General features: G+C 69.3%; 12 protein-coding genes. 4 read left to right on the plus strand and 8 right to left on the minus strand.

Features of this window, described 5'->3' with window-relative positions:
- From QCE64_RS19035 to QCE64_RS19065, 7 genes are all read right to left on the minus strand, one after another.
- Positions 1-942 carry an ABC transporter substrate-binding protein gene (locus QCE64_RS19035; RefSeq protein WP_310005528.1) on the minus strand — a complete coding sequence of 314 codons (942 nt, stop codon included), beginning with the start codon at positions 940-942 and terminating at the stop codon, positions 1-3.
- Positions 939-1,730, minus strand: a complete 792-nt coding sequence (locus tag QCE64_RS19040) for an ATP-binding cassette domain-containing protein (RefSeq protein ID WP_309920732.1) — start codon at positions 1,728-1,730, stop codon at positions 939-941. The genes QCE64_RS19035 and QCE64_RS19040 overlap by 4 nt, the downstream gene beginning before the upstream one ends.
- Before the next feature lie 65 nt (positions 1,731-1,795).
- Complete coding sequence (locus QCE64_RS19045) at positions 1,796-7,231, minus strand: non-ribosomal peptide synthetase (protein ID WP_310005530.1); 5,436 nt, start codon at positions 7,229-7,231, stop codon at positions 1,796-1,798.
- Positions 7,228-18,177, minus strand: a complete 10,950-nt coding sequence (locus QCE64_RS19050; RefSeq protein WP_310005531.1) for a non-ribosomal peptide synthetase — start codon at positions 18,175-18,177, stop codon at positions 7,228-7,230. Before QCE64_RS19050 ends, QCE64_RS19045 begins: the two co-directional genes overlap by 4 nt.
- 73 nt (positions 18,178-18,250) lie before the next feature.
- Complete coding sequence (locus QCE64_RS19055) at positions 18,251-19,225, minus strand: TauD/TfdA family dioxygenase (RefSeq protein ID WP_310005533.1); 975 nt, start codon at positions 19,223-19,225, stop codon at positions 18,251-18,253.
- The gene (locus tag QCE64_RS19060) at positions 19,213-20,010 is read right to left on the minus strand and encodes an alpha/beta fold hydrolase (RefSeq protein ID WP_309920721.1); all 798 of its coding nucleotides are present in this window, start codon (positions 20,008-20,010) and stop codon (positions 19,213-19,215) included. Before QCE64_RS19060 ends, QCE64_RS19055 begins: the two co-directional genes overlap by 13 nt.
- A 3-nt stretch (positions 20,011-20,013) precedes the next feature.
- Positions 20,014-20,259 carry an MbtH family NRPS accessory protein gene (locus tag QCE64_RS19065; protein WP_309812671.1) on the minus strand — a complete coding sequence of 82 codons (246 nt, stop codon included), beginning with the start codon at positions 20,257-20,259 and terminating at the stop codon, positions 20,014-20,016.
- 384 nt (positions 20,260-20,643) lie between these two features.
- On the opposite strand from QCE64_RS19065, the gene QCE64_RS19070 reads away from it, so the two are divergent.
- From QCE64_RS19070 to QCE64_RS19085, 4 genes are all read left to right on the plus strand, one after another.
- Positions 20,644-21,276 carry a nitroreductase gene (locus QCE64_RS19070; RefSeq protein WP_310005535.1) on the plus strand — a complete coding sequence of 211 codons (633 nt, stop codon included), beginning with the start codon at positions 20,644-20,646 and terminating at the stop codon, positions 21,274-21,276.
- Between the two features lie 96 nt (positions 21,277-21,372).
- Entirely contained in the window at positions 21,373-22,560 is a 1,188-nt protein-coding gene (locus QCE64_RS19075) for an efflux RND transporter periplasmic adaptor subunit (RefSeq protein WP_309920715.1), read from the plus strand.
- The gene (locus QCE64_RS19080; protein WP_310005537.1) at positions 22,554-24,548 is read left to right on the plus strand and encodes a MacB family efflux pump subunit; all 1,995 of its coding nucleotides are present in this window, start codon (positions 22,554-22,556) and stop codon (positions 24,546-24,548) included. The genes QCE64_RS19075 and QCE64_RS19080 overlap by 7 nt, the downstream gene beginning before the upstream one ends.
- A gap of 7 nt (positions 24,549-24,555) precedes the next feature.
- Positions 24,556-25,929 carry an efflux transporter outer membrane subunit gene (locus tag QCE64_RS19085; RefSeq protein WP_310005539.1) on the plus strand — a complete coding sequence of 458 codons (1,374 nt, stop codon included), beginning with the start codon at positions 24,556-24,558 and terminating at the stop codon, positions 25,927-25,929.
- Here QCE64_RS19085 and QCE64_RS19090 read toward each other — a convergent pair.
- Positions 25,926-26,432 carry a MarR family winged helix-turn-helix transcriptional regulator gene (locus tag QCE64_RS19090; RefSeq protein WP_310005541.1) on the minus strand — a complete coding sequence of 169 codons (507 nt, stop codon included), beginning with the start codon at positions 26,430-26,432 and terminating at the stop codon, positions 25,926-25,928. The genes QCE64_RS19085 and QCE64_RS19090 overlap by 4 nt on opposite strands.
- Positions 26,433-26,472: the final 40 nt, after the last annotated feature.

Genomic DNA, 26,472 nt, shown 5'->3' on the forward strand with positions numbered 1-26,472 from the left:
TCACGCGACACCGCCGCCTCCCGCCGCAATCAGGGTGAGGGCGTCGTCGATGGCGTGCGCGAAGCGCTGCATCGAGACAAGTCCGCCGTAGGGCGCGATCACGGGCAGCTTGGCGACGCGCTTCGAGCGCACCGCCGGCAGCGCCTGCCAGATCTCATTCGAGCCGAGCTGCGCGACGACCGGCGCCGCCACCGGTCCGACCAGCAGCAGGCTCGCCTGCTGCACGTCCACCAGCCGTTGCAGCGGCACCATCGCCGCGCCCACCTGCGTGGCCCACACGCGGCCGCCCGCAGGCGGATTCACGGCGTTGACGACGCCGAGCTTCGTGAGCATCGCGTCGAAGAGACTGCCTTGGCCGTAGACGCGCAGATGCCGGTCGTCGACCAGATCCGCGACGATCACCGGCGCCGCGGTCAGCGCCGGCCGCGCGCCGATCCGCGCCCGCACCGCGTCCGCCGTGCGCTGCGCCGCGCCGATCAGCGCGGCCGCGCGTGCCGGAAGTTGCAGGCGCGTGGCCAGTTCGGCGGTTTCGGCGCACAAGGCGGCGTAGGGCGCGGGGTTCGACATGTACGTGCCGAGCGTGATGGTCGGTGCAAGCCGCTCCAGCGACGGTTTCGCCGGCGCGTGTTCGACCGTGATGACGAACAGGTCGGGGTGGAGCATGCGCAGCACGTCGAAGTTCGGCTGATAGAGCAAGCCGATATCGGCGACGCCCTGCGGCAGCGGCGGCTGCACGATGGTCGTGCGATACCAGTTCGGCAACGACGTCCCGACCGGCGCGACGCCCAGCGCCAGCAGCGTTTCGGTCAGTTCCCAGTTCATCGTGACGATGCGGCGCGGCGCGGCACTTTGAGCGGCGAACACCGATGGCGCGGCGAGCCCCGCCGTCATGGCAAGCGCCGTCGCGAGCCAGCGACGTCGGTTCAAAGCAACGCGCTTCATCGCGGGAATCCGATCAGATGACCGCTGACGGCATCGGTCATGACGCCCATCGGAACGCCGTAGATGGCTTGCAGCACATCGGGACGCATGGTCTCGGCCGGGCTGGTCTGCATCAGCAGCTTGCCGCCGCGCAGCGAGACCAGTTGCGTGCAGAAACGCGTCGCCATGTTGACGTCGTGCAGCACGATCACCGCCGTCATGCCGCGCTCGTCGCACAGCTTGCGCACGAGGCCGAGCACTTCGAGCTGATGGCTGATGTCGAGCGCCGAAGTCGGCTCGTCGAGCAGCACGCAGCGGCTGTTCTGCGCGATCAGCATCGCGAGCCACACGCGCTGGCGCTCGCCGCCCGAGAGACTGTCGACGGGTCTGTCGGCGTAATGCGCGACATCGGTCCAGGTCATCGCCTCGTCCACCAGCCGCTGGTCCTCCGCCGTGAAGCGCCCGAGCGCGCCATGCCACGGATAGCGCCCGAGCGCGACCAGTTCGCGGACCAGCAGGCCGTCGGTGGCCGGCGTGTATTGCGGCAGATGCGCGACCTGCTGCGCGAAGCTGCGGTGCGGCCAGCTGGCGAGCCGCTCGCCGCCGAACTCGATGGTGCCGCGCGTCGGCTGATGCAGCCGCGCGAGCAGCCGGATCAGCGAGGTCTTGCCCGAGCCGTTATGGCCGATCAGCCCGACCACCTCGCCCGTGCCGATGCTGAGCGAGATGTCGTGCAGCAGTTGCTTGCCGCCGATCTCGAAATCGACGTTCGACAGCGTGTAGAGGGCGTCTTCTGTTGTGTGCTGCATGACCCGATGTTGCCTTTTCGATGGTGGGAACCGCGGCCTTGGCGCGCCGCTGTGTTTTGGCAGGTTCAAACGGAGCCGGCGATCCCGCGCAAGCGTTCCACGACGCTCGCGTGCAAGGCCGGATGATGGACGATGGCGCTGTGCGTCGCATCGATGCCGATCTCCTCGACTGCCGCGCTCGTGTACGGCCGCCAGTCGCGCTTGCGCTCGGCGGAGGTATCGCGCGCGGCGCGCCAGAACGTCACCGGCACGTCGATGCGCGGCAGCGCGTGCGCCAGCCGCAAACGGTAATGCAGGTCGTCGAGCGCGGCGGTGCGGTCAAACAGCGCACGCAAACGCGCGCCGTCCGGCTGGGCGTCGAGCCAGGCGGACAGGGGATCGCCTGCCTCGGCGGCTTCGGGGAGATCGTTCGTATGCGTCGCCGTATCGAGCAGGCCGAGGAAATCGACTTCATGGCCGCGCGCACGCAACAGTCCGGCCACGCTCAGCGCGAGCCGTCCGCCGAACGACCAGCCCAGCAGACGGAACGGCCCCGCGCGCTGCACGCCGAGCATCTGCTCGACGCAGGTCTCGGCGAGTGCTTCGAAGGACTTCGCGTTCTGAAAGTGCTCGTCGGCGAGACCCGGCGAACGCAGCGCGATCACCGACGCCACGCCTTGCAGCGCCGCGCCGAGAAAGCGGTATTCGCCGACCATGCCGAAGCCCGGATAGAAGCAGAACAGCGTGAGCGGCGCGCCGCTCGCGTTGAGCGGCTGCACGCACGCATCCGCCGACGGGCACAGCATCGCCTCGGTGATGAAGCGTTGACGCCAGAGCTCGAAGGCTTGCTGATTGTCGTCGTCCGTGGCGACAGAGGCGCTCTGCGTGAGTCCGTCGAACAAAGGCAAGGCCGCTGCGCGCGCGCTCACGGCGACGCCACTGTCCGCGTCGTCGGCCAGCGTGCGTACGTGTGCGTCGAAACTCGCGACGATGCGTTCGAGCCGCTCCTCGTCGATCACCGTTGCCGCCGCGCTCCAGTCCACCTTCAGGCAGCCGTCCGCGATCAGGCCGTTCAGGTCGAGCACATGACGCGGTCCGGCGGCCACGCTGCCGCGCGTGCCATGGCCGCTGTCCTCCGCCGCGAACGCGAAGCGCCCTTCGCTCAGGCGTTCCTCGAAGCGGCCCAGATAGTTGAAGCCGATGGTCGTCGGCGACAGCGCGGCCAGCGTCGCGCGGCTTTGCTCCGTCCCGGCGTAGCGGAACAGGTTGTAGTGCAGGCCATCGGCGGGCACGGCGCGCAGGGCCGATGCCAGCGCACGCCGCGTCGCGCGCGGATGATCGAGCGCGGTCACGCGCAGCGGAAACTGCGTCGTGAACCAGCCGACCGTGCGGCTCAGGTCGAGACCCGCGACGCGCTCCGTGCGGCCATGCCCTTCCATCTCGACCACCACCGGCAACGCCGGCAGATGCTCGGCGCAGGCATGCGCGAGCGCGGCGAGCAACACTTCGTCGATGCGCGCGCCCGTGCCGGTCAGACGTCGTGTGGATGCGGCATCGAGAGTCCAGTCGAGATGACGGGTGGCGTCGTCTTGTGGCGTAGCGAAAGAGGTGTCGTGGCCCAGCTGCGCCTGCCACCACGCCAGCTCACTCAAGTGTTCCGGCAAGCGCGCGTAGTCGGCAAGCGCCGCGTTCCACTGCGCCCAGCTCGTGGACGGCGCGGGCAACGCAGCATCGCCGCCCGGCGTGCGTGCGGCTTCGTAGGCCGTCATCAGGTCATCGAGCAGGATGCGCCACGACACGCCATCGACGACCAGGTGATGAACCGCGATCAGCAAGCGCGAGCCGTCCGGCGTCGCGATACACGCGGCCCGCAACAGCGGACCGTTTTTCAGATCGAGACTGTCGTGCACGCGTTCCGCGATCGCTTCGATGCGCGCCGCCGGATCTTCCGAAGCGCGCAGGTCTTCGACGATCAACGCCTCAGCGGCAAACGCGCCCGCCGACGATGCCGCTTCGATCGTCTGCGTCCACACCTGCCGCGCCGTATCGAAACGGAAGCGCGCCCGCAACGCGTCGTGCGCCTCGATCAGCGCGGCGAGCGCCGTACGCAACGCGTCGGCGTCGAGCGCTTCGGCCGCGCGCAGCAGCACCGCCTGGTTCCAGCGCGATGGCGCAGCCGGGAAGCGCTCGAAGAACCAGTGCTGCATCGGGGCAAGCGGCGCATCGAGCGGGCCGCTCGGGGTCTGCGCGGCGGCCGCTGGCGTATCGGCGGGACGGGCGACGCGTGCCAGCAGGCGCACCGTCGGATGCTCGAACACCTGGCGCGCCGTCACCACCCAGCCGGCGCTGCGCGCCTGGGCGATCACGCGCAGGCTCGAAATCGAGTCGCCGCCGAGTTCGAAGAAATGATCGGTCACGCCGATATCCTCGCGCCCCAGCACGGTCTGCCAGACGGCCAGCAAAGCCGTCTCGACGACACCCTCCGGCGCGGCCGAGCCGGTCTCCAGCAACGCATCCGGGTCGGGCAGCGCACGGCGGTCCAGCTTGCCGTTGGGCAGCGTGGGCAGCGCGTCGAGCCGCATGCACGCGGACGGCACGTGCGACGCCGGCAAGGTCGCGGCGAGCGCGGCGCGCACGTCATCGGCCTCGATGGCGGCGTCTGCCAGAGTTGTGAAATACGCGACGAGCCGCTTGCGCGTACCCTCGCCGCGCACCTCGGCAATCGCTTCGCGCACACCCTCGATACGACGCAGCGCCACTTCGATTTCACCCAGTTCGATGCGATGCCCGCGCAGCTTCACCTGCTGGTCGATGCGGCCGAGAAAGTCGATCACGCCGTCGGTCCGCGCGCGGCACAGGTCGCCGCTGCGATACACGCGCGCGCCGGGCGCGCCGTACGGGTCCGGCACGAAGCGCTCGGCGGTGAGCGCGGCGCGGCCGAGATAGCCTTGCGCGAGCGTCGCGCCGCCGATGCACAGTTCGCCCGGCGCACCGGGAGGCGCGCGATTGCCGTCGGCATCGGCGACATAGGCGTGACGCGACGGATAGCAGCGCCCGATTGCGACGATTGCATAATGCGTGTCTTCGCGCGTCACCGGATGATGCATGCACGCGACGGTGGTTTCGGTCGGACCGTAGAGATTGTCGATGGCGACGTGCGCGAGCGGTCCTTCGTACCAGCGTTGCAGCGCGTCGCCGGGCAGGCCTTCGCCGCCCACGGTGATCTGCCGCAGCGCGATGCGTTCGGCCGGCGGCAGCGCGATGCGCCATTGCTGCCACAGCGCGGTGGGAATGCGCGCGAAGGTCACGCGCTCGTCGATCAGCGTGCGGTTCAGCGTGTCGAGTTCCCACGCACGCGGGCCGCGCATCACGACGCGTCCGCCCATGATGAGCGCGGGCAGCAGCTCGTGCAGCGCGACATCGAAATTGATGGTCGACGATTGCAGCACGACATCCGTGTCCGCGATGCGGTGGTCGTGCAGGAAGTCGTCGAGATGCAGCGTGAGCGAGCGATGCGAGATGGCGACGCCCTTCGGCGTGCCCGTCGAGCCCGAGGTGTAGATCACATAGGCGAGCGCATCGCGGGCGACGGTCCATGCGGGCGTCGCGGCCTGCGCGGTGTCATGAGCAGCCTGCGCGCAGAGGGCGCGCTGCGCCGCAAGCAGATCGCGCCAGCGTTCGCGCGTCGACGGATCGGCGACGATGCGTTCGAGCCGCGCGTCGTCAATCATCGCGCGCAGACGCGCTTCCGGGTATTCCGGATCGAGCGGCACGAACGCGCCGCCCGCCTTCAGCACGCCGAGCAGCGCCGCCGGCAGCGCCAGCGAACGTTCGAGCAGCAGGCCGACGCGCTCGCCCGGCGCAAGCCCGTCCGCGCGCAAGGCGAGCGCGATGCGGTCCGCCCAGGCATCGAGCGCCGCGTAGGTCAGCGATTCGCCTTCGCAACGCAGCGCCACGCGGGTCGGGCATGCGCGCGCCCGCTGCGCGATGCGCAGGTGAACCGGTTCGGTGCTGCGGGCGATGTCGTCGGCATGTGTTTCCGGCGTGCGTTGCACGGCCAGGTCGCCGATGCGGCACGCCGGCTGCGCCGCGACCCGTTCGACGAGCGCCGCGAAATCGTCCAGCATGCGCTGCGCGGTCGCGGCGATGAAACGATCCTGCGCATAGGTCAGCGCCAGTTCCACGGGCTGGCCCGCGCCCCGGTCCCGCGCGTTCAACGCGAGATCGAAGCGCGCGGTGACGGCGGCATCCGCGATCGATTCGACGCGCAGTCCACCTGTATCGCCGGCGATGACATCTTGCGGCGTATCCACGGCGAGATCGAACATCACCTGGAACAGCGGCGAGCTATCGAGATTGCGCTCGACGCCCAGCGCCTCCACCAGCCGCGCGAACGGCACGTCCTGATGCGCCTGCGCTTCGAGCACGCGGTCGTGCAGGCCGCTGAGCATGGCATCGAAAGTCTGCGCGGGTTCGAGGTCCGCCCGGACGATCAACGTGTTGACGAAGAAGCCGACCAGATGCTCCAGCTCACTGCGCGCACGCCCCGCCGCCGGCACGCCGACCACGACCGTACGCTGCCCCGAATAGCGATACAGCAGCACGTCGAACACGCCGAGCAGCACCGTGAACAGCGTCGTGCGCCGCTCGCGCGCAATGCGCCGCGCGACATCGGCCAGGTCCGCGCGCAGCGTCAGCCGCGCCAGACCGCCATCGTGAGAGCGCGTCGCGCGCGGCGGGACATCGCGCGGCAAGGTCAGCGCGGCGGGCGGGCCGTCGAGCCGCGTGCGCCAGTAGTCCAGGTGTCGGGCGAGCGCGTCGTCGGCGCTCCATTCGCGCTGCCACAGCGCGTAGTCGGTCATCTGCACGGGCAATGACGGCAACCCTGCTCCGCTCTCGTCGCGATACAGCGTCAGCAGGTCGCGGAACAGGACCTGCATCGACCACGCATCCGCAACGATGTGATGCACGACCAGTTGCAGCACGCACTGCTCGTCGCTGGTCTCGAACAGCCCGACTCGCAGCAGCGGCCCGCGCGTCAGGTCGAACGGCTCGCAGGCGAACGCGCTCAGCACCGCGCCTTCATCTTCGATGCGCGTCCGCACGAACGCACAGTCGGCGTCTTTGGCGGCGTATTGCATCGGCACGCCGTCCTGCGCGTCGAAGCGCAGGCGCAAGGCTTCGTGACGCCGCACCAGTTGTGCGAGTGCGCGTTGCAGCGCGGCGACGTCGAGCGCGCCCGACAGCCGCAGCGCATGCGCGATGTGATAACCCGCGTGATCCGGATCGAGACACCACAGGAACCACAGCCGCTCCTGCGCGGGCAGCAGCGGAAAGCGCGCGGGACGCGGCGCGAGCGGCACGACCGGCAGCGCGCCCGCGTCGAGGCCCTGGGCGCGCGCACGCGCCCGGAACAACGCGCGCTTGTCCTCGGCGAGCAACGCGTATTGCTGCGCGAGGCGCAAGGCGTCGGGGCGGCGCGGAACTTCGGTGGCGCGGGGAGTGTCGAGCGTGTCGGTCATAGCGAATCCATCAGGTCCTGCAACGCATCGAGCGTGTCCGCGCCGGAAGCACCGGCGGTGGGGGCATCGCGATCCAGCCTCGCGGCCAGATCCGCGAGCACCGGATGCTCGAACAGCAGCGTCAGTTCGATCTTGCGGCCCAGCGTCTCACCGGCACGCGACGCCACGCGCACGGCCAGCAGCGAGTGGCCGCCGAGCACGAAGAAATCGTCATCCAGCCCGACGCGCTCCACGCCAAGCACCTCGGCCCAGATCTCGCACAGCAGCGTCTCGGTGGCGGTGACAGGCGGCCGGTAGCCATCCTTCGACGTCGCGCCCAGCAACGGCAGCGCCTTGCGATCGAGCTTGCCGTTCGCGGTGAGCGGCAGCGCGTCGAGCCGTTCGATCTGCGCGGGCACCTGTTGCGGCGGCAGACGGTTGGCGAGCAGCGTCCGCAATGCGCCCGGTTCCGCGCGGCCCGTCACGAACGCGACGAGCCGGCGCGTCGTGCCTTCGCCCTGCACCTGGCACACGGCGTCGTCGACGCCATCGAGCGCGCGCAGCGCCGCTTCCGTGTCGCCCAGTTCGATGCGGAATCCGCGCAGCTTGGTCTGCTGATCCGCGCGGCCTAGATAGTCGAGCTGGCCGTTGCGGCGCACGCGGCACAGATCGCCGGTGCGATACAGGCGCGCACCCGGCGCGCCGTGCGGGTCCGGCACGAAGCGCTCGGCAGTGAGCCCGGCGCGCCGCGTATAGCCGCGCGCCAGATTGTCCCCGCCGATGCACAGTTCGCCGACGCCGTTTTCCGGCACCGGATTGCCATCGGCGTCGAGCACCGTCAGGAACGTGTGTTCGAGCGGCGCGCCGAGCGTGACCGGCGTACCCGCCGCCAGCGGCGCGGCGCTCGACCAGATGGTCGTTTCGGTCGGTCCGTAGAGATTCCACAAGCTCACGCCGCGCGCATGCAGCGCGGCGGCGAGATCGGCGGGCAGCGCTTCGCCGCCGCACAGCGCGCGCAACGGCGCGGCGCGCTGGCCTTGCCAGCCGCCGTCGAGCAGCACGCGCCAGCCCATCGGCGTGGCCTGCATCACGCTCGCCTTCGACGCCTCCAGCAGCGCCGCCAGCCGCCTGCCGTCCGCGATCGTCTCGCGAGTGGCGAGTTCCACTGTCGCGCCCGTGAGCAACGGCAGATACAGCTCCAGCGCGGCGATATCGAAAGACAGCGTGGTCACGGCGAGCCACACGTCATCGGCGTCCAGGCGCAGGCGCGTCTGCATGCTGTCGAGGAAACGCGTCAGCGCGCCATGCGGCACCGCGACGCCCTTCGGCTTGCCTGTCGAGCCCGAAGTGTAGATCACGTAGGCGAGTTGCCCGGCGTGAACCGGCCACAGCATTTCGACAAGGCCGGGCGCGTCGTCGTCACGTTCGACCGCAATCAGCGCGTGATCGCCTGCGATCTCCGCGAGCCGGTCGCGGCCGGCGGCATCGGCGACGATGCAGGCGAGTTGCGCATCGTCGGTCATCACGGCCAGATGCGCGACCGGATAGTTCGGATCGAGCGGCACATAGGCCGCGCCGGTCTTCATGACGGCGAGCGTCGCCACCAGCATGTGCGGCGAACGCGCGATGCACACGCCCACCCGCGCTTCGACTCCCACGCCCTGCTGCAACAAGCGTTGCGCGAGACGGCCGGCGCGTGCATCGAGTTCGGCATAGGTGAGCGTCGCGCCCTCGCAGCGCACGGCGATGGCATCCGGCGTGCGGCGCGCCTGCTCCGCGACGCGCACATGCACCGGCACGAACGCGGCATCGGCGTGTTGCGCGCCGCGTTGCGCGACAGCCTGCGCGGCGAGCGGCAGATCGCGCAGACGCACGGCGTCCTCGCGCACGATGCCTTCCAGCACGCCGACGTAATCCCGCGCGATGCGTTCCACCGTGGCCGGATCGAAGATATCGGCGGCGTAGCTGAACGTCAGGCCCGTGCGTTCGCCAACCGACACGTTCAGGCTCAGATCGAACTGCGCCGCCGAACGCCGCGTGCCCACCGCGGACCAGCGCAGCCCCGTTCCGGCGTGCCGCTCGAAGGGACTCGCGGGCACGTCGAGATTGAACATCGCCTGGAACAGCGGCGTCTGGTTGGCGGCGCGCACCGGCTGCAACGTATCGACGATCTGCGCGAACGGCACATCCTGGTTCGCATGCGCCTCGAGCACGCGTTGCCGGACCTGCGACAGCAGCGCATCGAAGCGCGCCGCACCGGACACTTCGGCGCGGATCACGGCAGTGTTCACAAAGAAGCCGATCAGCGCTTCGGTCTCCACCTGTTCGCGCCCGCCGAGCGGAATGCCGACGCGAATCTCACGCTGGCCGCCATAGCGATGCAGCAGCGCCTGGAACGCCGCGAGCAGCGTCATGAACACGGTGGCGTCGTGACGGCGGGCGTAGCGTTGCAATGCATCGGCGAGCGAGGCGTCAAGCGCCGTTTCCACTTCGCCGCCGCGTGCGCTGCGCACGGCCGGACGAGGACGGTCGGCGGGCAGTTCGAGCACCGGCTGCTCGCCGCCGAGTTGCGCGCGCCAGTAGTCGAGCTGCTGGCCGAGCGCGGCGGCATCGAGCGACTCGCGCTGCCACACGGCGTAATCGGTGTACTGGACCGGCAGCGGCGCAAGCGCGGGCTTTTCCCCCTCACGCAGCGCCCCGTACACGGAGAGCATTTCGTCGATCAGCAGGTTCATCGACCAGCCGTCCGCCGCAATGTGATGCACCGTCAGCGCGAACACATGCGAGCCGTCGCCGAGCCGTGCAAGCCGCGCACGCAGCAGCGGGCCGCGCGCAAGATCGAAGGCGCGGTCCGCGCCCTCGCGCAGCCAGGCGGCGAGCGCCGGGTTCGTGTCATCGACGGCATCGGGGAACATGGACTCGGACCACTCGGCGCCGATCGCTTCATCCACCACGAGCCACGGCGCGCCATCGCGCTCCTCGAAACGGCTATGCAGGATCTCGTGCCGCTCGACGACCGCATCGAGCGCCGCGTGCAGCGCGCGCGCATCGAGGGCGCCGTCGAGCCGCACGGCGAAGGACAGGTGATAGGCGGGATTGTCGGGCGTCAGGCGCCACAGGAACCACAGGCGCTCCTGGCCATGCGTCGGCCTGGCTTCCCGTCGATGCAGACGGCGCACCGGCTCGCGCGCCTGCTTCGACAGTCCGTCGAGCGCTCCGGCCAGCGCACGCAATTGCGGATGCTCGAACAACAGGCGCAGCGGCACTTCGCGGCCGAGCGCGCGTTGCAGCCGTGCCGCGACTTGCAGCGCGAGCAGCGAATGGCCGCCGAGCGCGAAGAAATCGTCGTGCGCGCCCACTGGCGCGCTGCCCAGCACGCTCTGCCAGATGTCCGCGAGCAGCGTTTCCGTGCCGTCAGCGGGCGCGACATGGCCCGCGTTGCGCGCGTCGATGTCGGGCAGCGACTTGCGGTCGAGCTTGCCGTTCGGCAGGGTCGGCAGGACATCGAGCATCGCGATGGCCGACGGCACCATGTATGCGGGCAGCACGTCCGCGAGCGCGTCGCGCAATGCTGCGTCCGTCAGGCTTGCGTTGCTGGCGGGCACGACATAGCCCAGCAGCCGGCGCGCTTCCTGTTCGCCGCGCACGATCACGACTGCCTGCGCGACGCCCGGCTGCGCGCTCAGCGCGCGCTCGATCTCGCCCAGTTCGATGCGATAGCCGCGCAGCTTCACCTGCTCGTCGATGCGTCCCAGGAACGCGACGCCGCCATCCGGCAGCCAGCGGCAGAGATCGCCGGTGCGATACAGACGTGCGCCCGGCGTGCCGGCCGGATCGGGCACAAAGCGCTCGGCCGTCAGCGCCGCGCGGCCGAGATAGCCGCGCGCGAGCGTCGCGCCGCCGATGCACAGTTCGCCGCTGCCGCCTTCGGGCACGGGCTCGCCGTCGGCATCGAGAATGCGATAGTGACGCGACGCCCACGGCAGCCCCACCGGCACCGCGACGCTCTCCGCATGCGCCGCCGTGACGGCTTCGCCGGAGGTCGTCACCGTGGCTTCGGTCGGGCCGTAGGTGTTCACCAGCGTCAGGCCGCCGAGCGGCCCGGCGCACCATTGCGCGACCGCCGCTCCGGGCAGCGCCTCGCCGCCGACCGTCACGCGCCGCAGGACGAGGCCTGACAAGTCAGCGGGTGCTTGCTGCGGCAGATGCTGGGTCCATTGCTTCCAGTAGCCGGTCGGCAGATCGGCCACCGTGATGCGCCGCTCGCGCAGCACGCGCGTGAATTCGTCCGCGCTCCACAAGGCCGGCCCGCGCACTTCCAGCGATGCGCCCGCCGCCAGCGTCGCGAAAACATGTTCCACCGCGCCGTCGAAGTTGATCGTCGCGAACTGCAACGCGCGATCCGCGGCGCTCAGGCCGTTCTCCGCGATGAAATCGTCGAGATGCAGGCTCAGCGCGCCATGGCTGATGCCGACGCCCTTCGGCTTGCCCGTCGAGCCCGAGGTGTAGATCACGTAGGCCAGCTGTTCGGGATGCGGATCGGTGGCGTTCTCAAGTTCCGGCCGGCGGTCGGTCTGGTCGATGCGGATTGCCGGGCAATCGCTCAGTTCGGCATGCAGCGCGTGCGTGCCCGCATCGGTGACGAGCGCGGCGAGTTGCGCATCGTCGATCATGTCGCGCAGGCGTTCGCGCGGATACGCCGGGTCGAGCGGCACATAGGCAGCGCCCGCCTTCATCACGCCGAGCAGCGCCGCGATCATCCCCGCCGAGCGTCCGACCAGCACGCCGACGCGCCCCTCACGCCGCACGCCTTCAGCGTCGAGCCGCGCCGCGATCCGGTTCGACCACGCGTGCAATTCACGATACGTCAGCGAGACGCCGTCGCAATGCACCGCGAGCGCCTCTCCTTGCGTCCGCACCCGCTCCTCGAAGCGCGCGATGAACGGCCGGTACGCATGTGCCGCCGTGCCTTCGGGCACGCCGCGCTGCAGGTCGCGGCCAGGCACGCGCAGCAGGCCGAGCGTGGCGTCGCGGGAAGCCGCGTCCGCGATCTGCCGCAGCAGGCTCACATAGGCGTCGCGCACCTGTTCGAGCGTCGCGTCCGGCAGACGCCGCGCGTCCCAGCTCCATTCGAGCGCAATGCGCTCGCCCGGCACGATGCCCAGCGTCAACGGGTAATGCGTGCGCTCGAACGACTCCGCCGCGCTCACGCTCAGGCCGAGCGAGCCGTCGTTCAACGCGGCATCGACGGGGAAGTTCTCAAACACCAGCAGCGAATCGAACAGCACGCCGAAGCCCTGCCCGGCCCATTGCTGGATCGACGGCAACGGCGTATGGCCGGCCTGCCGCAACTCGACGTTGGCGGCTTGCAGGTCGCGCAGCCAGTCGGCGAGCGGCCGGTTCGACGGTACGTCCACCCACAACGGCAGACTGTTGATGAAGAGGCCCTGGATGGCATCGGCGCCCGGCAGATCGGCGGGACGTCCCGCCACCGTCACGCCGAACGCCACCTGCCGCCGGTTGCCGAAGCGCGCCAGCAACAGCGCCCACGCGCCCTGCACCAGCGTATTGAGCGTCACGCCGCAGACTTGCGCCGCCTGCGCCAGCGCCGCGCCGAGCGTAGCGTCGAGCCGGTCGTCGCGACGATGGAACGCGCTTTCCGCCGCGTTTTCCGCCGCGTTTTCCGCCGCGTTTTTCGATTCGGCCATGCGCGTGGCGGGCACGCTGTCCAGCAGCAACGCCGGACGATCCGCGCGCGCAATCTGGCCGCGCCACCAGACGTGCGCATCCGGCTGCGCGCGCAGCCATTCGACATACGCGCGATACGGCACGACCGGATCCAGCACGAGCGGCTCGCCCCGGCTCGCCGCCCGATAGGCGCGGCCCAGTTCGCTCAGCAGGCGCGCGCTGCTCCAGCCGTCCGCGAGCGCGTGATGGTTGATCCACGCCAGATCGTGCGCGCCGTCCGGACGCCGGAACAGCGCGACGTGCAGCAAGGGCGCGGCGTCGAGGTCGATCAGTTGCGGCGCGCGATGCTCGAACCAGCCGGTGAAGGCGGTCTCGTAATCGTCGCGGCTGCGCCAGTCGTGCACCGCGAAGAACGGCTGCACCTTCGCCTGCACGACCTGCAACATGTCGCCGCCATGCGCGCGCGTGAAGCGCGTACGCAGCACCGCATGCCGCGCGACGACGGCATCCCAGGCCGCGCGCATCGCGTCGATGTCGAGCGCGCCGTGCAGCGTCAGGCGCTTGCGGTTCACGTAGGCATCGCGCTTCAGCAGGCTGTGGAACACCAGGCCTTGCTGGAGCGGCGTCGCCGGATAGAGGTCTTCGATCTCATCGGGCGCGATGCCGAGCGCATCGAACTCGTCCTGAGTGAGCGCGGCCAGCGGGAAATCGCTGGCGGTGGCGCGCGGCGGCGTCGCGGCGCAATGCGCGACGAGCCGCGCGACTTCGGCATCGAAGGCTTGCTTCAGCGCTTCCACTTGAGCCTGCGGCAGCACCGCCGGATCGTAGCGCCAGCCGAACGACAGACAGCCATCGACGATCATGCCGTTCAGATCCAGCGGATACACCAGCGCTTCGTCATCGGGTTGCGGATCGCCGGCGTTTTCCGTCGCGAAGCTGAAGGCGCCATCGGCGGCGAGGTTCTGGTCGAACTGGCCGAGATAGTTGAAGCTCACGCCCGGCACGGGCAGGTCCGCGAGCGCAGCGGCGTGGTCGCCGTAGGCGTGCAGCCAGCCCCACGACGCGCCGCCGTCCGGCAGCGTGCGCAGGCGTTCCTTCGTCGCGATGAGCGTGGCCGCATCGTCGGGATGCGCGCGCAGCCACACCGGATAGCGCGTCGTGAACCAGCCGACCGTGCGGCTCAAGTCCACATCGTCACGCGCGGCGGCATCGCGGCCATGGCCTTCCAGCGCGATCAACGCGCCCGTGCCGCCGAACACCGTCGTCATCGCGCGTGTCAGCGCAGCCAGCAACAGCTCGTCGATACCCAGCCGGTACGCGCGCGGCGCGGCGCGGCGCAAGGCATCGGTGGCGGCGGCGTCGAGGCGCCAGTCGAGCACGCGGCTCGTGGCTGTCGTGCCCTGCGCGGGCGCGAGCGTCCGCCGGGCGTCGCGCATCACGTCGAGCCAGGCGGGCCAGGCCGCTTGCAGCTTCGCGTCGGTGATCGACTCGCGCTGGGTGACGACCCATGCGCTCCACGGCGTCGCCGCTTCCACCGCCGGTTCGCGGTTCGCACGCGCGGCGTCGTAGGCCGTCTCGATGTCGCGCAGCAGGATGCGCCACGACACGCCATCCACGACGAGGTGATGGATCACCAGCAGCAGTCGGCCGCTGTCCGGTGTCCGGAAATACGTGGCCTGCAACACGCGGCCCGCCTGCGGGTCCAGTTGCCGCTGCGCGTGCTGCGCCTGCTCGGTCAGCGCGGCGCGCCAGTCGGACGCGTGATCGCGCAGGTCGTGTTGCTTCAGCAGATCGGCCGGCACTGTCGCGCTCACTTGCTGACGCCAGCCATTGGCATGTGGTTCGAAACGCAGCCGCAATGCGTCGTGACGCGCCACCACCGCTTGCAGCGCGCGTTCGAGCGCGGCCGTGTCGAGTTCGCCGCGCACGTGCAGCAGCACCGACTGGTTCCAGTGCCGTTCGCCCTGCGGATGACGCTCGAAGAACCACGACTGGATCGGCGTGAGCGGCAACGGTTCGACGATCTCCGCCGCCACCGAGTGACTCTCCAGCGGCTGCATCACGGCGGCGAGACGCGCGACGGTCGGATGTTCGAAGACCTGTCGCGGCGTCACCAGCCAGCCCTGCGCGCGCGCCCGCGCGATCAGTTGCAGGCTCAGGATCGAATCGCCGCCGACCGCGAAGAAATCGTCGTCCACGCCGAGATCGTCGCGGCCCAGCACCGCCGCCCACAGCGCGAGCACGATGCGCTCCGCCTCGTTGCGCGGCGCGATGCGCTCGCCCTGCGCGACCCGCGCAACCGGCGGCAGCGCGGCCCGGTCCACCTTGCCGTTCTGCATGACCGGGAGCGCGTCGAGCACGGCGATCGCGGACGGCACCATCGCGGCCGGCAGTTCCTGCGCCAGCGCGCGTCGCAGTGCGGCGTCGTCGAGTTGCTGCTTGCCCACCACGTACGCGACCAGATGCGGCGCACCGGAATCCGTGACCAGCACGACGACCGCACTCGCCACGCCCGGCTGACGGCGCAACGCGGCCTCGATCTCGCCCGGCTCGATACGGATGCCGCGCAGCTTGATCTGCTGATCCAGCCGTCCCAGAAAATCGATCGCGCCATCCGCGCGCATCCGGCACAGATCGCCGGTGCGGTACAGGCGCGCGCCCGGTTCGGACGGATCGGGCACGAAACGCTCGGCCGTCAGCGCGGGCCGGTCGAGATAGCCGCGCGCGAGCGTATGTCCGCCGATGCACAACTCGCCCAGCGCGCCGACCGGCGCTTCGTTGCCATCGCGGTCCAGCACGCGCGCCGTGCGCGATGCGTAAGGCACGCCGATCGACACCACCGCCTGCGTCACGTCGCTGGCCGTGGTCGCGCGGAACATGCAGGCGACGGTGGTTTCGGTCGGGCCGTACAGATTCGCCAGCTCGATGTGTCCGAGCGGCCCGCTGCGCCATTGCGCGAGCGCGTCGCCCGGCAGGCCTTCGCCGCCGACCGTGATCTGCCGCAGCGCCGCGAGCGCCTCGGGCGCCGGCGGCGAGCGCAGCCATTGCTGCCAGTACGCCGTGGGCAGGCGCGAGAACGTGACGCGCGCGTCGATCAAATGACGGCTCGTCGTATCGATGTCCCACGCCTGCTGGCCGCGCATTTCCACCCTGCCGCCGCGCAGCAGCGCGGGCAGCAGCTCGTGGAGCGCGACATCGAAGTTGATGGTCGACGATTGCAGCACCGTATCGTCCGCACTGATGGCGTGCGCCTCCATGAAGTCGTCGAGGTGCGACGCAAACGCGCCGTGGCTGATGGCGACGCCCTTCGGCCGTCCCGTCGAGCCGGACGTGTAGATCACGTAGGCGAGTTGCTCCGGATGCGGCGCGATGGCGTTGAAAACCGGCGCGCTCGAAGCGTCAGACGGACGCACGCCCACGTCGAGCGCCACGCGCCCCGCGAACAGCGCGCCGCATTGCGCGAGCGCGGCGGCATCGGTCAGCACGATGCGCACGCCTGCATCGTCCATCATCATCGCGAGACGGTCGGCGGGATACGCGGGATCGAGCGGCACGAAGGCGCCCGGCGAACGCAAGGTGCCAAGCAGCGCCGCGACCATCGCGACGGAACGCGTCATGCAGATGCCCACGCGTTCGTCGGCGCGCAGGCCTGCGTCGGCCAGCCGCCGTGCGATGTCCGCCGCCCACGCGTCCAGTTCGCCATAGGTCACGCGCTCGCCTTCGCAATGCACCGCGAGCGCATCCGGCACGCGCGCGACGCTTTGAGCAAAGCGCGCCGACACCGGCTCGAAGGCCTTCTTCGGCGGCAACGCGTTCTGTCCGCGCGTCAGTTCGAACGCACCGAGCGGCCGCGCCGCATCCTCCGCGATCTGTTCGAGCAGACTCACGTAGTGATCGAGCATCTGGCCGATCAGCGCCGGATCGAACAGGTCTTCCGCGTAGACCAGCGCCACTTCCAGACCCTGCGCCCGCTCGCGGGCTTCCAGCACGAGATCGAAGCGGGCGGTATCGGTGGCGATGTCGTGCGTCGCGACGTCGAGGCCCGGCAGGCGCAGGCTGTCGCGCTCCGTGCCGAGGTAATTGAACATCGCCTGGAACAGCGGCGTGTGGCCGAAGCTGCGCTGCGGCTGCAAGGCTTCGACGAGCTTCGTGAACGGCAGGTCCGCGTGCGCCTGCGCTTCGAGCACGCGATCGCGCACGCGTTCGAGCAGCTGCGCGAAGCTCGCGACGCCCGCGAACTCGGTACGCACGACCAGCGTGTTGACGAAGAAGCCGATCATGTCCGCCACTTCGGGCCGGTCGCGCCCGGCCACCGGCACGCCGACGCGAATATCCGTCTGGCCGCTGTAGCGCGCGAGCAGCAGGTCGTAGGCGGCGAGCAGCGTCATGAAGAGCGTGGCGTCGGCGGTCAGGGAGACGCGTCCGAGCGCTTTTTGCAACGCCGGCGGCACCATCCGCGCGAGCCGCGCGCCCGCACCGCTGCGCATGCCGGCGCGCGTGTGCGCGTGCGGCAGGTCGAGCACCGGATGATCGTTGCCGAGACGCGCGCGCCAGTAATCGAGCTGGCGCGCGAGCGTGTCTTCGTCGAACCATTCACGCTGCCATTGCGCGTAGTCGCCGTATTGGATGCTTGCCTTGTCGGGTTTTTGATGCGGCGTGCCTTCGAGCGCAGTGGCATAGGCCGAGGCCAGTTCGCTCACGAACACTTCCGTCGACAAACCATCCGCCACGATGTGATGCAGCGCGAAGTGCAGAACCTGATCGTCCGGCGCGAGCCTGAACAAACTCGCGCGCAGCAGCGGGCCGCTTTCGAGATCGAACGGCAGCGCCGAACGGCGGGCCAGTTCGGCGTCCAAAGATGCGTTGACGGCAAGGTCCAGCGCTTCCCAGCCGTATTCGCCCGAGCCCGTCCGCTGGAACGGCACGCCGCTCGTCTCGCCAAAGCGCTGGCGCAGGATTTCATGCGCGTCCATCACGCGGTCGAGCGCACGGCGCAGCGCGGTTTCGTCGAGCCTGCCGCGCAGCCGCACCGCACCCGTCACGTTGTAGGCCGCGCTCGACGGCTCCAGACGCCACAGGAACCACAGACGCTCCTGCGCATGCGACAGCGCGAAGCGGCGCTCGTTGTCGGGGAAACGCGAGATCGGCAGACGTGCGGCGTCGAAGCCGCCGGCCTTCAGCCGCTCGCGGAACGCCGCGCGCTTGTCCGCAGGCAACGCGGCATAGGCCGCCGATATCGACAGCATTTCCTTCGACACTTCGCGGGCAATCTCAGTCATGAATAATGTGGGATCCGAAGATGAATGGCCGCGCATGCAGGGCGCCGCCGATGCGACGCCACGGCACGGCAGCTCAGGCGCTCATCGCGACCAGCACGCGGCGCGGGCCGGCAAACGGCGCGCGGCCGTGCGACATCAGCAGGTTGTCGAGCACGAGCGCATCGCCGGCCTGCCAGGGGAAGGCGAGCATCGTGTCGTGATAGACGGCGCGGATTTCGTCGAGCATGGCGGCGTCGATCGGCGTGCCGTCACCGAAGAAGGTATTGCGCGGCAGACGGTCTTCATCGACGACGTCGAGCAAGGCCTCGCGCACCGGCTCCGGCAAGTTGGACACGTGGAACAGATGCGCCTGGTTGAACCAGACGCTTTCGCCCGTCAGCGGATGACGCAGCTCCGACTGGCAGACCTGGCGCGTGCGCAGCGCTTCGCCGTCATCGAGCCATTCGAAGTCGATGCGATGCGCGCCGCAATAACGCTCCACCTCCGTGCGGTCCTCGGTGCCGAACACCTGTTCCCACGGCAGATCGAGGCCGTTGCCATAGTTGCGCACGTACATCACGCCGTGCTCGGCGAAGCGCTCGCGCAATGCCGGCGACAGGCGCGCATGCACGAGGCGGCTGTCGGCGACCGGCGTCGCGCCGCCCGACTGCGCGGCGACGGTGCAGTAGAACCAGATCGAGCCGGGCCACTTGAGCGTGTAGGACTGTTCGTTATGCTGGTCGATCCATTGATCGGCGGGATATTCCGTCGACGAGTACACGTCCTTCTCGATCCGGCTGCGCGGCGTCGAGCCGAACTCGTAGGAAAGCAAAGGTTTGCCAAAACTCGCGGCAAACGCGTTGAACTGGGCAGCGTCGAGCGGCGTGAAGCCGCGCAGCAGCACGCCGCCGTATTGCAGCTTTGCCGCGTCCACGCGCGCGCGCAGCGCGGCCGGATCGGGCGCGGCGGCCTCGTCATGCGCGGGACGGATCTCCAGCACACGCGTGCCGTTTTCCTCGATCACGCGCTCGCTGAACGCCGTTTCGATATGACTGGTCATCGCATCCATGCTTCACCTCTTTCGCGCGGCTCGCCGTCCAACGGGCGCGCCCCCGCCTGCGCAAGCGCAGCGGCGACGCATTCCAGCACCGCATCCAATGCTTCATCGAGATAGAAATGGCCGCCCTCGAAGGCGCGCCGCGCGAACGCGCCGCGCGTCTCGTCCCGCCAGCGCAGCACGTCCTGTTCACGCACCGTGGCGGGGTCGTCGCGGCCGGTGAAGACGGTGAGCCGGCAGTTGAGCGGCTCGCGGGCCTTGCCGCCTGCTATGAAAGTTCCGCACAGGTGAAAGTCGGCGCGCAGCGTGGGCAACAGGAACGCGATCAGGTCACGGTCCGCGAGAAAGGCCTCCGGCGTGCCGCCGAGCGCGCGCAGCTTGTCGATCATCCGGTCCACGCCGCACTCGAGCCAGTCCGTTTCGAGCACGCGGCAAGCCGGACCCACCGACGCCGACGCCCCCAGCCACACCGCCTCGCCCAGGCCGCGCCCGCGCAGCGCATGCAACAGCTCCAGTCCGACGAGCGCGCCCATGCTGTGTCCGAACACGGCGAACGGCAACGCGGGATTGCGCGCCGCGCGCCAGTCCGCGCACAGGCCGTCGATCAACGCGGGCCACTGCGTGTGCGCGGGCTGATCGCGGCGCGCGCCGTGCCCCGGCAACTCCAGCGGCACGACCTGGACCTCCGCCGGCAGCCGCTGCGACCAGCGCCGGTACAACGCAGCCGTCCCGCCCGCATGCGCGAGACAGAACAGTTGCACGCGCGGCATGACGCCGGGTGCGGCGGCAAACGCCATGCGTCAGGCGGCCGGATCGGCCTGTGCCGTTGTCGCGCGGGCGGCATCCGCCTCCATCGCGCGGCGCAGGCTCAAGGGGCGCATGTCGGTCCAGACTTCATCGATATAGGCGAGGCACTCGGCCTTCTTGCCCGACTTGCCGGCCTGTCGCCAGCCCGCGGGAATCGCCTTGTAGTCCGGCCAGATGGAATACTGCTCTTCGTCGTTGATGACCACATGAAAATTCGTGTCTTCGTCGCCCCAGCTCATCGATCGCTCCAATGGATCCGCAGCCGAGCGGCTGCCATGCGTGACGGACACAACGAAACTCACTTTTGCGATCAGAAAGATCGCCGGACAATGCAGCGATGACGGGGACGGCGACACTGGACAGCCAGCATTCGCGACGCTCGGCGCATCTAGGCCCGCATCGTCATAAATGAGAATCATTGCTGTTTAGAAGCGCTACTCTGAGCGTTGCGGCGGTCTTTGTCAAGCTGACGCGCGGTTCGTCAAAACGCGCGATTGCCTTGTAAGCGGTCCGTAAAACGTCGGAAGTGAAGGCAAATCTTCACCTTCACCAAATGCGAATCGTTTGCGTTTAGTGTCGAGTTCGGCCATCATGACGGCGGTCCAAACCAGCCCGTACTCGCGATGAATTCGCCTATTCCGAACGCTGCTCTCACCGCAGAACATTCCGATCGCGCGCAGGCCGTGCTTGCTTCGCTGCTGTCGCGCCAGTCACACTGGCCGCTCGCCGAGCCGGGCCCGGACGATGCCGAGCTCGCACAAATCTTCGATGCCGCATTGCGCGCGCCGGACCATGCGCGCCTGCGTCCGTGGCGCTTCGTGCTGGTGCGGGGCGACGCGCGCGGCGCGCTCGGCGACGTGCTGGTGGACCTCGCCTGCGCCCGCATGCCGGAGGAGCCGCGCTCGGCGCATGCGCACCGGCGGCAGAAGGCGTTTGCGGCGCCGGTGGTGATCGCGCTGGGCGCGGCCATCGACGCAAGCTCGCACGTGCCGGAAATCGAGCAGCTGATGTCGGTCGGCGCGGCGACGATGAATCTGCTGAACGCCATTCACGCGCTCGGCTACGGCGGCTTCTGGGCCACCGGCGACGATACCTACGAACCCGCGATGCACGCGGCGCTGGGCTTCGGCGCGTCGGAACGCTTGCTGGGCTTCCTGTTCGTCGGCACGCCGAAGCGCTCGTCCGAACGGCCGCCGGCGCGTCCCGAACGCGCGGAATTCGTGCGTGAACTGACCATGCCCGCCGCCGCGTCCTGACACGCTCGAAGTCCTGCAGCGGCAGCTCCTTAAAAGAATCAGTGCCGTGCGGCGTTGCGCCAGCAGAACGCACGCCCCCGGCTCGAAACTGCATCGATGAGACACGCCATCAAAGCCTCCCCACGGGCCCTTGCTCTGCTCGCCGTCGCGCTGCTCGTGCTGCTCACGTTGTGGGCGCTGCTGTTCAGGACGGTCGAGCACGTCGATACCGTCGCGATCTCGCGCGGCGACATCCAGTTGAGCGTCACCGCGCTCGGCACCTTGCAGCCGCACAGTTACGTCGATATCGGCGCGCAGGCTTCCGGCGAAATCCGCCGCATCACGGTGCAGCCGGGCGATACCGTGAAGAAAGGCCAACTGCTGGTCGAGATCGATCCAAGCGTGCAGCAGGCCCGCTACGACGTCGATGCCTCCGCGCTCAAGAGCCTGCGCGCGCGCCTCGAAGGCGAGCAGGCGAAACTTGCGTTCGCGCAGCATCAGTACGAACGCCAGCGCCGCATGATGTCGGAAGGCTCGACGCGCGAGGAAGACCTGCAAAGCGCGCTGTCGGCGTGGCAGAGCGGCCGCTCGACGGTGGCCGACCTGACGGCGGAAATCGACGGCGCGCGCGCCACCTTGCAGGGCGACGAAGCCCAGCTCGGCTACACGAAGATCTACGCGCCGATGTCCGGCACCATCGTCACGCTCGATGCGCGCGAAGGCCAGACGCTCAACGCCACGTACCAGACGCCGATCATCCTGCGCATCGCCGATCTCTCGACGATGACGGTCTGGACGCAAGTCTCCGAAGCCGATGTGCTGAAGGTGAAGCCCGGCATGCCGGTCTGGTTCACGACGCTCGGCGCCGACACGCGCTGGAACGGCACGGTGCGCCAGGTGCTGCCCGCGCCGCCCAACACGGCCCCGCCGAGCGGCGGCGACCAGCAGGCCGCGCCGAACGCCAACGCGATCAACACCGGCAAGGTCGTGTCCTACACGGTGTTGTTCGACGTGAAGAACCAGGACAACCAGTTGCTGCCGCAGATGAGCGCGCAAGTGTTTTTCGTCGCGCAGGAAGCGCATGACGTGCCGCTCGCGCCCTTGTCCGCGCTCACCCCGGTGGCCGGTTCGAGCGACCGCTACCGCGCGCGGGTGCTGGCGGACGGCCGGGTCGTGACGCGTGACGTGCGCGTCGGCGTGCATGACCGGCTCAACGCGGAGATCCGCTCGGGCCTCGCGCCGGGCGAGCGTCTCGTCACCGGCATCCGGCGCGTGCGCGGCGCCGACGGGAAGTTCGAATGGTGACGCCGGCATCCTCGCCGCCGCATGACGCGCCGCTGATCGAACTGCGCGACGTCTGCAAGTCCTATGGCGGCGACGGCACCGAACCGCCGGTGCAGGTGCTGCGCGGTGTGTCGCTGTCGATTGCGGCGGGCGAGTTCGTTGCGATCGTCGGCGCGTCCGGTTCGGGCAAGTCCACGCTGATGCATATCCTCGGCTGCCTCGACCGGCCGTCGTCGGGGAGCTACCGCTTCGCCGGGCGCGATGTCGCGACGCTGTCCGCCGACGAACTCGCCTGGCTGCGCCGCGAGGCCTTCGGCTTCGTATTCCAGGGCTATCACCTGATCGCGACCGAATCCGCGCGCGAGAACGTGGAAGTGCCCGCCGTGTATTCGGGCGTGCGGCCGGAAAAGCGCCGCGAGCGCGCCACCGGACTGCTCGCGCGGCTCGGGCTCGAACAGCGGCTCGATCATCGGCCGAACCAGTTGTCGGGCGGACAGCAGCAGCGCGTGTCGATTGGCCGCGCGCTGATGAACGGCGGCCACATCCTGCTCGCCGACGAACCCACCGGCGCGCTTGATTCGAAAAGCGGCACGGAAGTGATGGCGCTGCTCGCGGAACTGTCGGCGGCGGGACACACGATCATCCTCATCACGCATGACCGGCAAGTGGCCGCGCGGGCGCATCGGTCGATCGAGATACGCGACGGCTGCATCGTCGCCGATTCCCTAGACGCCACCGACAACCAGGCCGCGCCGAACCCCGCCGCGCTCGATGGCGCGTCGCTGCTGCGCTCGATGTCGAGCGGTTCCGCGCACACCGCGTCGTTCCTCACCGACGCGCACGAAGCCATGCGCGCCGCGTGGCGCGTCGTGTGGATCAACCGCTTCCGCACGCTGCTGACCTTGCTCGGCATCATCATCGGCGTGGCGTCGGTGATCGTGATGCTGGCGATCGGCACCGGCACGGAGCGCGAAGTGATCGCGAAGATGGCGAGCTTCGGCACCAACCGCATGTACGTGACGCCCGACGGACCGTCCGCGCATGCGCCGGGCGGCACGCTGTCCGTCGCGGACGTCGATCTCGTCTCGCACGTGCCGAACGTCGAATATGCGATGCCCTTCCTCACCGGCGGCGTCACGCTGCGCTACGGCAATGCGGACACGCGCACGTCGCTGTGGGCGGTCGGTCCCGAAGGCTCGCGCGTGCTGAACTGGAAGCCGGCGCGCGGCGTGTTCTTCAACGCGGAAGACGAGCGCCGGCTCGCGACGGTCGCGCTGCTCGGCAAGCGTCTGCGCGAGAAGCTGTTCGGCCCGGCCGATCCGGTCGGCAAGTACGTGCTGGTGAACAACACGCCGTTTCTCGTGATCGGCGAACTGGAAGAGAAAGGCGCGACCTCGGGCGACGCCGATGACGACGACGTGCTCCTCATCCCCTTCTCGACCGGCAGCCGCCGCGTGCTCGGCACGACGCATCTGTCGTGGATCTCGGTGCTGGTCGATCACATCGCGCAGTCGGAGCAGACCGCCACCGACATCGGGCGGGTGCTCGAAGGAGCGCATCATCTGCGCGACTTCCACGTCTACAACCGCGCGGCGTCGGTGAAGGCGCAGTCGGAGACACAGGACACGCTCACGCTGATGCTCGGGCTGATCGCGGGCATCTCATTGCTGGTGGGCGGCATCGGTGTGATGAACATCATGCTGATGACCGTGAAGGAACGCACGCGCGAGATCGGCATCCGCATTGCGACGGGCGCGCGGCAACGCGACATCCTGCGCCAGTTCCTCACCGAAGCGACGCTGGTCTCGGGCATCGGCGGCGCGCTCGGCGTGCTGGCGGGCGTGCTGATCGGCGCGGGCTTGATTGCGGCGAGCGTGCCGGCCATCTTTTCCGTGCGCGCGATCATCGGCGCGTTCGGGTGTGCGCTGCTCACCGGCCTCGTGTTCGGCTTCATGCCCGCGCGCAAGGCCGCGCGGCTCGATCCGGTCGTGGCGCTGGCCAGCGAATGAGGACGCCATGAGACGCTTCCTCTCCTTCGCATCCGTCACTGCCTGCGTGCTGCTGGCCGGCTGCCTGAGCCGGCCGCCCATCCCGCCCGCCGATGTCGCGACGCCCGCGACGTACCGCTATGCCATCGCAGGCGGACCGGAAGACGCCGTCACCGCCGACTGGTGGCGACGCTTCGACAACAACGAACTCGACCGCCTCGTCACGCAGGCGACGGCGCAGAACTTCGATCTGGCCGCCGCCGTCGCGCGGGTGAAACAGGCGCGCGCCAACGCGACCATCGCGGGCGCGGCGTTGCTGCCCGCGGTGAGCGGTTTCGCCGATGCCAGCCGCCAGGGCGGCTTCATGGTGAACAACCAGCTGCCGAGCGGGAGTGCGTTCGACCTGGGGGTGTCGGCGACATACGAGCTGGATTTCTGGGGAAAGAACCAGGCCACGCGCGACGCCGCCGTGGAGCGCGTGCGCGCCTCCGCGTTCGACCAGGCGACCGTGCAGATGACGCTCACCGCCGACGTCGCCGACAGCTGGCTGCAAACCGTCGCGCTGCGCGAGCGCGAGCAGATCGCGCAACGTAATCTGGAAACGGCGCGCGCGATCCTGCGCAATGTCGAGTCGCAATATCGCGCGGGTTATGTGACCGCGCTCGATGCCGCGCAGCAGCGCACGCTGGTGGCGTCGCAGCAGCGTGCGGCGGCCGCGTTGCATCAGCAGGGCAACGATAGCGAAGCGCTGCTCGCCACGCTGCTCGGCGTGCCCGCGACGGGGTTCACCGTGACGACGCGCACGCTGGATGCCGTCAACGCGCCGGGCGTCGATGCGGGCGTGCCCGCGTCCTTGCTGACGCGCCGTCCGGATATCGCGTATGCGGAAGCGCAACTCGCCGCCGCGCACGCCGACGTCGCCGCCGCGCGCGCCGCGATGTTCCCGAGCATCACGCTGAGCGCTTACCTTGGCACGGGCAGCGACCGCGCGCAACGCATCTTCGACAATCCGCTCTACAGCGTGGCAGCGGGCCTGACCGCGCCGATCTTCGATGCCGGCGCGCTCGCCGCCGGGCGCGATCTCGCGCAGGCGCAGCAGGAGGAATTGCTGGCGGCGTACCGCAAGGCCATCGTGAGCGGGTTCGCGGATGTCGAGCGCGCGCTCAACGCCAGCAGCGGCGCCGATGCACAGACACGCGCGCAGGACGATGAGCTAAGCGAGGCGCGGCATACGCTGGAACTGGCGCAGAGCCGCTATCGCGCGGGCGCCGAAACGGCGCTCACCGTGCTCGATGCCCAGCGCACGCTGTACAGCGCCGAGGATGAACATGTGCAGCTGCATCTCGCGCGACTGCGCGCGGCGGTGGCGACGTATCGGGCGCTGGGCGGCGGGTGGCATTAGCCGGGCTCCGCTTCATCCGTCTGTTGCTCAATGCGATGAAGCAGCGTCGAAAACGTCTTGAGCAGATCGCCCTCGGGCATCCCTTCTTCACCGAACAGCCGCCGCTGCACGTCGACGGCAAGCGGCAGCGCCTTCCGCACCCGCGTCAGTCCTGTACGCGTCAGCTGCACGTTCTTCATGCGCACATCGACGCTGCTCGACGCCCGCTGCACCCAGCCCTTCGCTTCCAGCGTCTTGAGGATCTGCGAGAGCTGCATCTTGTGGATGTCGCTGGTGCGGCTCAGTTCGGCCTGTGACACCTCTTCGCCGTTCCGCGTGGCCCAGGCGATCAGCGTCAGCACCGTGAACTGGAGATGCGTCAGATCCAGCGGCGCCATGGCCCGGTCGATGGCCCGCTGGTAGCGATGAAACATGCGCCACAGCACGAAGCCGATGGCACGCTCGGGCGCGCCCAGCGACACGTTCGCGAACATCTCCTTCAGTTCGGTTCCCTTGATCTTCATCCCGGTCGCGCTCCGTCGTTCCTTGTGAAGAATATCTCAC

The organism is Caballeronia sp. LZ043 (assembly GCF_031451075.1).
Taxonomy (GTDB): Bacteria; Pseudomonadota; Gammaproteobacteria; order Burkholderiales; family Burkholderiaceae; genus Caballeronia.